Source organism: Indolivaga alginatilytica, assembly GCF_003201355.1.
In the GTDB taxonomy this organism is placed as follows: Bacteria; Bacteroidota; Bacteroidia; order Bacteroidales; family Dysgonomonadaceae; genus Dysgonomonas_A; species Dysgonomonas_A alginatilytica.
This window is the reverse complement of sequence record NZ_QICL01000045.1, coordinates 17,382-27,538: the sequence shown is the minus strand read 5'-3', so window position 1 is coordinate 27,538 and position 10,157 is coordinate 17,382. Positions and strand designations below refer to the sequence as shown.

Sequence of the window (10,157 nt, the reverse complement as noted above, 5' to 3'; positions counted from 1 at the left end):
ATCCACCTCTTCCCATTCCGAACAGAGAAGTTAAGCCCAACCACGTCGATGGTACTGCCTTTAGGTGGGAGAGTAGATAGCCGCCCTCTTTTTAAGCAGCCTCAGAGTAATTTACTCTGAGGCTGCTTTTGTTGGGTAGTACAAAGAATAATACACCTATAACATTAAAAGAAGATAGAAAGGGCATAGTGTAATAGCAGACTGCATATATCAACCATGCAACCATTCTCCCTTCACTAGCGTTCCTTCTTTACTACTACAATAAATTACTAGATTATCTTATATATCATTAATATAGAAATAATATATAAGATAATATCAATTAAGAAAAAGCCTATCTTGCATGTATATTAGTTTATTTTTTATTACTTTCGTTATAATAGCATAACCAAACTAATATAATTTGTAATGAAAAATATTAAGACCTTATATATTGCCATTCTACTTTGTTTTCTTTTTAGTAATAATTTTATTTTTGGACAATATAGCAACCCTCTAGGCAAAACTCCTATAATATTGGCCTATGTAACCTCTTCAGAAAATGCACCTTTACCTGATCCTAGTATTGTGACTCATATCAATTATGCTTTTGGTTCTGTATCTGAATCTTTTGATGGTATCATAATTCAAAATGAAAATCGATTAAGAGAAATTTCAGATTTGAAGAAATCCAATTCATCTTTAAAGGTTCTATTATCTATAGGGGGATGGACGAGTGGTAGATTTAGTGAAATGGCAACAGATACCAAATTGAGAGAATTGTTTGCACAAGACTGCAAAAGAGTCGTAGATCAATTTAATCTCGATGGTATAGATTTAGATTGGGAATACCCTACAAGTAGTATGTCAGGAATTTCATCTTCTCCGGAAGATACAGAGAATTTCACATTGTTAATGAGAGATATTCGATCTAATATTGGGAGTGATAAATTATTGACTTTAGCGAGCGCTTCCAATGCGAAGTATATAGATTTTAGAGCAATTGATAAGTATATCGATTTCGTTAATATTATGACTTACGATATGGGGCGTCCTCCATACCATAACTCTCCTTTATATCAGTCTGAGTATGTTCGTAAGCTATCAGCCCATGAATCAGTAGATGCTCATATAGAAGCAGGAGTTCCAATAAATAAACTCACATTAGGGGTCCCTTTTTATGGACATGGTATAAAAAAGTTTAATGATTTTGTTGATTACAAAGATTTAGTGAACTTAAAGTATGAGTATACTGAAAAATGGGACTCTAAAGCACAAGTTCCCTATTTAGTCGATGAAGCTGGCGACTTTGTCTGTTCATTCGATAATCCGAAATCTTTAGAAATAAAATGTAAGTACCTATTGGATAGAGGAATGCTAGGCGTGATGTATTGGGAATATAATTGTGATGATGCTGACGGAACTTTGAGGAAAGCCGTTTATAAAGCAATGACCAATCAGTAAGTTATTATATCAATAACTCAGGTCTATATTCGAAGTGCATAGTATCATAGTGGTACCATTTTCCACCCCAAATAAATCCATGCTTTTCGAATATCTTAACGATAAGTTTAGGTAGTTGATTTTTATACTTTAAATCAACGTCCTCATTGGTGCATTTGCAATCCCATTGCCAGTAGTTAGAAAACTTTACGTTTAAATCTATTGAAGTTCCAAAGCTGTGAGTACTTAATCTGTTTGTACCTTTTATAATTCGCCAATTGAAAGAGGTAGCTCCTTGCAGATATTTTTGTAATTCGGGATGTTTATCTAGTTCCTCTGATATTTTTTGTAATTGTAGATGTACATTATTTATTTTGGTTATTTTGATCTTAGAACCAACTAATTTGGGACACCATGTTATTGTAACCAGATTCTTTTGTACCTCTAGTGAATTAGATCCATATATAGCTTTCATAAGATCTTCATTTCTGATTCTTCCTGGATCGCTATTCCTAGGAGGGATATAATTATTTACATTTTTTGGATACTCGGACTGAAACATATCTGATATTGATGGTTTATTTAGAAGTAATTCTCCAAATTTCTTAATTCTATCATCATATATAAACTTTAGGCCATCTTTTAATATAATATATGTCCCATCATACGTTATATCAAAGTTAGGATATGCATTTATCAACTTTTGCACTCCTTTAGGATACTCTTGGGCTGATATTGTTGTTATGAAAAATAGTAATACGGAAAAAATAGATAAGAGTTTCATTCCTGAAATTATTTAAATGTATCCATTATATTACTTGGAGGACGTTGCGCTTCCAACTCTTTTTTCATAAACGACATATAAGGATCTATATGTTTGAAGAATTTGTAATATCCCTTACATAGATAATTTATTTCTTCTCCCGATTGAGTCTTTGATATCCTATTCTTAGGACATTCTCCATGACAAGCAAATAAGTACTTACATTGCTTGCATTTTGAGGATAGGGACTCTGATTTAGCCAATCCAAAATCTATCTGCTGCTTCGAATACATCATCTCGGTTAAAGTCTTAGTCTTTATATTTCCAAGCTTATACTGGGGATAAACAAAATGATCGCAAGAATAAACATCGCCATTAAATTCCATAACACCTGCATGACCGCAATTTTTAGCGAAGATGCAGACTCCCGGATTCACGCCTACCCAATTGGCTAAAGCAGAATCAAAATACTGAACAAAATAGGTTCCTACATCTTTCTTAACCCATTCATCAAAGATGGTAATTAGAAAGTCTCCCCATTTTTCAGGAGAAACACTCCACTCTGTAACGTTTCCTTCACTGTCTCTCTCCACAATCGGAGCGAATTGAATGTAGTGCGAATCTATGTCTTTAAAGAACTGATAAAATTCAAGGGGATAATCAATATTAAAATCATTAACTACTCCCATTATATTATATTCTACATTATGCTTCTTGAGAAGATTAATACCTCTCATTACAAGATCGAATGTAGGACGTAAATCTTTAGTTGTTCTATATTTGTCATGAAAGGGTTTTGTCCCATCTATAGATATACCAATTAGAAAATTATTTTCTCTAAAGAATTCACACCATTTATCATTAAGCAGCGTCCCATTTGTTTGCAAGGTGTTTGTTATCTGCTTACCTCTGGCATATTTCCGTTGTAATTCGAGAGCTTTTTTATAGAATGAAATATCACGCATCAAAGGTTCACCTCCATGCCACGTAAATAATATAGGCTGCATAGTTTGCGCCTCAATATATTGAATGATGAACCTCTCTAGAAGTTCATCACTCATTAATGTCTTGCCCTTTTCCGGATACAGTTCTTTTTTTTCCAGATAGTAGCAATAAGTACATCCTAGGTTACAAGTAGCTCCTATTGATTTGAGCATTACATATAGAGGTTTTGCAAAAGGAGCATATGTTGTTGGTGACATTTAACTGATACTTTTATTTATGATTTTAGTTGAGCAAACATACAGAAGAGAATCTCTGACCTTAGAATTCGTCAACTTTAAGATTTTTTCTGTAATTATCCAAAGTTGTTTGTAATTGCTTTGTTATATTTTCGTATCCTCTTTTTCCGTATAAATTATTCAATTCAGTAGGATCTTCTTTGAGGTCGAACAATTCATTACAGTTGATATCCTGATCTTCTCCCATCAAGCCTTTTCCATAAAAGTGAATAAGCTTATATCTATCAGTCCTTACCCCATCATGACGGCGAACGTTATGAACTGCGGGGTAGTCATAATAGTGATAATATAAATCTTTTCTCCAGTCTTTAGGAGTCTTTCCACTAAATAGCCTTTCAAGAGAGACACCGCTCATTTCACTTGGTTTTTCTACTCCTGCCAATGATAGATAAGTAGGAGCGAAATCTATATTTTGCACTAGGGCTTCGGTTTTTGTTCCTGCCTTTATCGCTTTGGGGTAACCTACGATAAGCGGTGTTCTGAATGATTCCTCGTACATAAATCTTTTATCAAACCACCCGTGTTCTCCCATATAGAATCCTTGATCGGAGGTGTAAACAATTATAGTATTGTCCAGTAAGTTTTCTTTTTCAAGATAATCCAAAAGACGACCTACCTCGTCATCTATTGATTTGATACATCTGAGATAATCTTTTAGGTATCTCTGAAATTTCCAATCTAATATTTCATTTTCGGAGAGCCGATCCATTTTGTTGATAAACTCCATATTTCGAGCATGATAAGATTTATCCCACGCTTCTCGTTGTTTAGGAGTCATCTGGTTCATAGCTTGTTGTAAGCCTCCATCGCTCCATCCTTGATTATAGGGAGGAGTATCTTTCAATTCATTTAGTTTAAGATCGTAAATGAATGTCATGGTTTTGTCGATGGTCATATCTTGTGTGCGGGCAGCGGAACATCTGCTCTCGTAATCATCATAGAATGTTGACGGTTTCGGAAACTCTGTATTTTCATACAGATCATAGTACTTTGCTTCGGGCATCCAATTTCTGTGAGGTGCTTTATGATGTACTAATAAGCAGAATGGTTTGTTCTGATCTCTGTTTTCCAAGAAATCGATTGAGTGAGTTGTAATTAAATTGGTGGCATAACCTTCTTCTCTTATATATTTTCCGTGAGAGTCTTTTGTTTTAAAGCTAGGATTATAATAATCTCCTTGATCATTCAAAACTGAATAATAGTCAAAACCTTTTGGTTCGCATTGCATATGCCATTTACCTACTACTGCGGTTTGATAGCCTGCTTGTTCCAGTAATTCGGAAAAGAAAGTTTTAGTTGAATCAATACCCGCTCCCAGTTGCCGTTGCCCGTTTTGGTGGCTGTATAAGCCTGTCATTAAACATGCTCTGCTGGGTGTTGATAATGAATTTTCGACAAAGGCTTGTTGAAATAGCATACCTTCATTGGCTAAACGATCAAGATTAGGTGTGGGTGCTAATTTTGAAAGAGGATGTCCATAGGCACTTATTGTCTGGAACGAATGATCATCCGTCATTATATGTATAATATTGGGACGTGATTTATTCTGTTCCTTTTGTCCATAACTATATGGGTTGAGTATTGATATCGGTAAGATTACTAAACTGATCCTCTTAAAATTTGTCATGGAATATCAGGTATTTAGGTTAATTGGTATACTAAAATAATAAGAATAAATTGAATGATCAAGCAACAATGCAAAAGTTATGACTGTTTATGTTAATTAACAGTTAACGGATAAGTGAAACTAAAATAATAAGGTGACAAAAAAGTAACATTTTTTATTTTATAAGTTATTTATAAATAGGCTGTTATCGTCTAAAAGGTTACAAAAGTTACAAAAGTAACACTGAATATATAGATGATTTGTATTGTTCTCATAATCAATTGCTTGTAAGGTGTTAAGTGACAAAGGTAACAATAGAGTGTCACTTTTGTTGCCTTTTTGTTACTTTTTCATAATCAGCTTCGAAGATCACTTCAATATATAGATAAACTTATTGTTCTATTATATCGCCGTCTAAGCAATAAAAAAGGTTTGGAATCTTATTGTAAATATTGTAAATGTTTTTCCCAGAAATGAGCGTAGAAATTGGGAACTTCACTTTCTCTTATTCCTGTAATTATTTCATCAATATTGTAATCTATTTCGCGAAGAGTAGCATTTACTTTCCTTTGAAGATTATCTCCACTCTCTGAATATCTGATTGGCTTTATAAACAGTATTGATATCATTAAGAACCGCTTCAAGTGCAGGTAAATTCCCATGAATATCACTTATAATTGCTATTTTTTGCATTATTGTATATTGTGAAGTTACAAGGAGCCTAATAAATTATTCTTTTACGATATAAGTTATTTCAGTATATCCCAAATGGCTATAACATGGCATACACTTCCTCCTAAAACGAACAAATGAAATACCGAATGCATATATCTGATTTTCTTGAATGAATAGAATACAGCTCCGATTATATAAGATATACCTCCTCCCAAGAGCCAATAAACAGAGTCTAAAGATCCTGTTGTTGCTAATAATGTATCCACAAGAGGTTTGAATGCAATAAGAATAATAGAACCCATAAGCACATAACAAATGGTTTCTAGTTTACTTCCTGTTTTGTAATGAGCGAAACTTAGTGCGGTGCCTGCTATGGCAACTATCCAGACAATGGTAAATACCAGCCATCCCCAGATACCTACTTCACGTAACACTATTAAAGTAAAGGGGGTATAAGTACCTGCAATATGAAAATAAATTGCAGCATGATCAAACTTCCGGCAAAGAACTTTTCTTGTAGGGTGAGTACAAGAGTGGTATACTGTTGACGTAACATAAGACATAAGCATGCACACAATATAAATACACACACTTGCAATAGCCCATGAGCTTTCGGTTTGTATTGCTTGTTTTAGAAGAAAGAACCCGGCGATAATTCCAAAAAGAATCCCTAATCCGTGAGTGGAAGCGTTGAGAAGTTCTTCTCTTTCCGAATATTGTTTATCAGTCATTTTCTCGTTTTAAATAAGATAAAATAAGGTCTCAGACCTTTTATTTCTTTGGTAAGCACAACAGCAATAGTCTGTTAAAGTTCGAAAGTATATCATTAAATACTTCCATTTCCTTAATCATTGCTGTATTTCTATTGGTAAGGGCAGATCTATGTGTTCGTGTAAATGGAATAGATAGACACATAGGTTCGCGACCTTACGGAATCAAATTCAAATTTACAATATTAAATGAGACTATAATACCTCTTTATACGGAATATACACATCTTATCAGGTATTTGTATATGAAAACATAATTATCAATTATTTATAAATCAAAAATAGACTTATAGAGAACGATTGGTTTAAATGATTTATTATTAAGTGTTTATTTCGTGTTTGTAGATTTGTTATGCATTATTTATACATGCTTTTGACCTAATTTTTATAGGTGAGAAGACTTCAAATCCAGTTCTTTGTGCTTGTAAGTAACAGTAAGTATAGAATGCAATATTGTCTAATTATAGCTGTCAGTTGTGCTGATACTTACCTAAGCAATAAATAGGTCTGAGACCTTTGTTAACAAGTACGTTTATTAATTTAATACCAAAAATGAAAAATGAGTATGAGAAACCTTTTCTTAATACTACTCCTGTTTTCTTTCTGTAGTTTTATCAAAGCTCAGGATATAGATATAAAAGGAGTTGTAAAATCTGCAACAGACAATGAGCCTTTAATAGGTGTCAGTGTGAAAGTGAAAAATGCAAGTATTGGTACTACTACAGATTTGGACGGTCAATTTACATTGAAAGCCAATCCCGACGCTATTCTAGAATTTACTTATATCGGATTTAAAACACAGAATATTTCGGTAAACGGTAAACGGGATATCAATGTCTTAATGGCTGATGACTCGAAAATTCTTGATGAAGTAGTGGCAGTAGGATATCGTACTGAGCGTAAAGCCGACCTAACAGGGGCGGTATCAGTCGTAAAAATAAACGATATGATGTCTGAACCCGAAAACAATCCAATAAGAGCATTGCAAGGTAGGGTTGCCGGTATGGAAGTTACAGCAGATGGAAATCCAAGCGGATCGGCTACTGTACGTATTCGTGGTATAGGAACCTTGAATAATAATGATCCATTGTATATTATTGATGGAATTCCATCTCAGGCAGGTATGCACGAGTTGAACTCTAATGACATCGAAAGTATTCAGGTACTTCGTGATGCTTCAGCAGCTAGTATTTATGGATCGAGAGCTGCAAACGGGGTAATTATTATAACTACAAAGAGAGGAAAAGCCGGAGTCCTAAAAATTGACTTCGATGCTTTTGTGTCTGTAGCCAATTATAATACGAAAATTGATGTTTTGAATTCTCGTGAATATGCACAAGCAATGTGGCAGGCTTCTGTAAATTCGGGAGTCGATCCTAACAGCAACAATTTAGGGATTGTCTATAAAGACGGAATAGGAGCTCAAGGCAATAGAGTTTTGGAAAACGTCTATTTTCCTGAATATTTAGATAAAAACAGAACTTTAAGAACTGCTAATACCGATTGGTTCGATCAGATTACAAAAACAGGTGTAGCACAATCGTATAACTTAGCAGTAAGTAATGGAACAGAAAAAGGAAGTTACTATTTCTCATTAGGGCATTTTGGCAATGATGCATTGATAAAATATACAGACTTTTCGAGGTACTCGGTGCGTATGAATAGTGACTACAAACTCTATGGTGATATTCTTACTATTGGAGAAAATTTCACATTGAACAGAACTTCAGAAGTTGCTCAACCTGATAAAATTATAGAATCAGCCTTAATAGCTGTTCCTTTTATTCCGTTTCGCACAGCGGATGGAACAGGGTGGGGCGGACCTATAACAGGATTGCCTGACCGTCAGAATCCGGCTCGTCTGATTCATGATAATCAGAATAACAGATACCGTTATTGGCGTATGTTTGGTAATGCTTATGTGAATTTGCAACCTATCAAGAAACTGAATGTCCGTTCGAGTTTTGGTTTAGACTATGGAAACTTCTATAAAAGGAGCCTTACGCATAGTTATCAATCGGGGTATCTCGAAAGTGATAGAACCGCTTCATTGATGGAGCAAGCTCACTGGACTAAATGGACTTGGACTAATACGGCGACTTATGACTTCGAAATTGGAAAGAATCGTTTCGAAACATTGGTTGGTATGGAAATGTTCAATCAGGAGGATATTAATTTCTCATCTAAAAGAGAAGGCTTTGCTATAGAAACACCTGAGTATATGTGGCCTGATTTGGGTACGGGATTAAGTGAAGGTACTGGTATAGCTACCGGATATTCGCTGATGTCTTTCTTTGGTAAGGTCAATTATGCTTACGATGATAAGTATCTGGCATCGGCAACGGTTCGTAGAGATGGTTCGTCTCGTTTTGGAAAGAATAACAGATGGGGAACATTTCCTGCTTTCAATCTCGGATGGAGAATAAGCCAAGAAGCTTTTATGGCTTCGACCAGCGATTATTTATCTGATTTGAAATTACGTTTCGGTTGGGGACAAAATGGTAATCAGGAAATTAATAATACCGCAATATACGATATTTATGTAACCGACTATGGTAAAGGAAACCCTACTTGGGATTCGGTTTGGGGAACAGCCTATGATCTGAATGCAAAAGGAGCAGGATTACTGCCATCAGGATTTAAACGTTCTCAATTATCGAATCCTGATTTGAAATGGGAAACTACAACTCAAACCAATATTGGTCTTGATTTTGGATTCTTCGGTCAGGCTCTCTATGGTTCGGCTGAATACTATTGGAAAAGCACCAAAGATATTCTCTATTCTCCCGGTTATGCAGCGATAAAAGGAGAAGGAGCCAACAAGTGGTACAATGGAGCAAGTATGGAAAACAAAGGTTTCGAGTTCACCGTTGGATATAGAGGCAAAATCGGTTCAACAGGTGTGACCTACGATGTTTCGGGAAATATCTCAACCAATAAAAATCAAGTAACCTTTTTACCCGAATCAGTTAAAAACTCATACGGAGGAAATGGAAAATGGGATAATATACTAGGACGTCCGTTAGGTTCTTTTTACGGATATGTAGCCGATGGCATATTCAAAACACAAGACGAATTAGACAGACACCCTCGGCAAGATGGAAAAGATTTAGGACGTATCCGTTATCGTGATTTAAATAACGATGGTGTTATAAATGATGACGACCGTACGTGGATAGGTGATCCATTCCCAGATTTTGCATATGGACTGAACCTGAATTTTGCGTATAAGAATTTCGACTTTATTATATTTCTTCAAGGAATACATAATGTGGACGTTATAAATACCGTGAAATATGCAACCGATTTCTGGAGCGTTTCAGACACACGATCCAATAAAGGTACACGATTGCTTGATGCATGGGATCCTGTAACCAATCCCAACTCTAATATTCCCCGCTTATCTTATACTGATACCAATAATGAGGCACGTATGTCTACTTATTTTGTAGAGAATGGTTCTTACCTGAAACTTAGAAACGTACAAGTAGGGTATACATTACCTAAGCATATTATTCAGAAAATAAGATTAAGCCATTTGCGTACGTATGTAAGTGCTCAAAATCTACTGACTATCAAAAGCAAAAGCTTTACAGGTGTAGATCCTGAAAATCCGGCATGGGGTTATCCTATTCCGATGACATTTACTTTCGGGCTTAATGTTTCATTTTAAATTAGTA

At 35.1% G+C, this 10,157-nt stretch carries 7 protein-coding genes and 1 rRNA gene; 3 read left to right on the top strand and 5 right to left on the bottom strand.

Annotated features, from left to right (window positions below):
- Together rrf and CLV62_RS20230 are read left to right on the top strand one after the other, a co-directional pair.
- A 5S ribosomal RNA gene (gene rrf, locus CLV62_RS20235) occupies positions 1-89 on the top strand; the annotation flags it as partial.
- A gap of 427 nt (positions 90-516) precedes the next feature.
- Positions 517-1,443 (top strand): glycoside hydrolase family 18 protein, encoded by a 927-nt coding sequence (locus CLV62_RS20230; protein WP_245904151.1) that lies wholly within the window; start codon positions 517-519, stop codon positions 1,441-1,443.
- Between the two features lie 4 nt (positions 1,444-1,447).
- Here the strand turns inward: CLV62_RS20230 and CLV62_RS20225 are convergent, their stop codons facing one another.
- The 5 genes from CLV62_RS20225 to trhA form a co-directional block, all read right to left on the bottom strand.
- The gene (locus CLV62_RS20225) at positions 1,448-2,206 is read right to left on the bottom strand and encodes a M15 family metallopeptidase (protein WP_110312584.1); all 759 of its coding nucleotides are present in this window, start codon (positions 2,204-2,206) and stop codon (positions 1,448-1,450) included.
- Positions 2,207-2,214: 8 nt separating this feature from the next.
- The gene (locus tag CLV62_RS20220) at positions 2,215-3,387 is read right to left on the bottom strand and encodes an anaerobic sulfatase-maturation protein (protein WP_110312583.1); all 1,173 of its coding nucleotides are present in this window, start codon (positions 3,385-3,387) and stop codon (positions 2,215-2,217) included.
- 61 nt (positions 3,388-3,448) lie between these two features.
- Positions 3,449-5,053, bottom strand: a complete 1,605-nt coding sequence (locus tag CLV62_RS20215; protein WP_185144280.1) for a sulfatase family protein — start codon at positions 5,051-5,053, stop codon at positions 3,449-3,451.
- A 419-nt stretch (positions 5,054-5,472) separates the two neighbouring features.
- Complete coding sequence (locus CLV62_RS21595; protein WP_146212811.1) at positions 5,473-5,661, bottom strand: hypothetical protein; 189 nt, start codon at positions 5,659-5,661, stop codon at positions 5,473-5,475.
- Positions 5,662-5,781: 120 nt separating this feature from the next.
- Complete coding sequence (gene trhA / locus CLV62_RS20205; RefSeq protein WP_110312582.1) at positions 5,782-6,438, bottom strand: PAQR family membrane homeostasis protein TrhA; 657 nt, start codon at positions 6,436-6,438, stop codon at positions 5,782-5,784.
- Between the two features lie 604 nt (positions 6,439-7,042).
- Here trhA and CLV62_RS20200 point away from each other — a divergent pair.
- Positions 7,043-10,150, top strand: a complete 3,108-nt coding sequence (locus CLV62_RS20200; protein ID WP_221409266.1) for a SusC/RagA family TonB-linked outer membrane protein — start codon at positions 7,043-7,045, stop codon at positions 10,148-10,150.
- The last annotated feature ends 7 nt before the right edge of the window (positions 10,151-10,157 follow it).

Coding starts and splice junctions, on each gene's coding strand:
- CLV62_RS20225 (WP_110312584.1), bottom strand. CDS start 2,206: ATGAAACTCTTATCTATTTTTTCCGTATTACTATTTTTCATAACAACA.
- CLV62_RS20220 (WP_110312583.1), bottom strand. CDS start 3,387: ATGTCACCAACAACATATGCTCCTTTTGCAAAACCTCTATATGTAATG.
- CLV62_RS20215 (WP_185144280.1), bottom strand. CDS start 5,053: ATGACAAATTTTAAGAGGATCAGTTTAGTAATCTTACCGATATCAATA.
- CLV62_RS21595 (WP_146212811.1), bottom strand. CDS start 5,661: ATGATATCAATACTGTTTATAAAGCCAATCAGATATTCAGAGAGTGGA.
- trhA (WP_110312582.1), bottom strand. CDS start 6,438: ATGACTGATAAACAATATTCGGAAAGAGAAGAACTTCTCAACGCTTCC.
- CLV62_RS20200 (WP_221409266.1), top strand. CDS start 7,043: ATGAGAAACCTTTTCTTAATACTACTCCTGTTTTCTTTCTGTAGTTTT.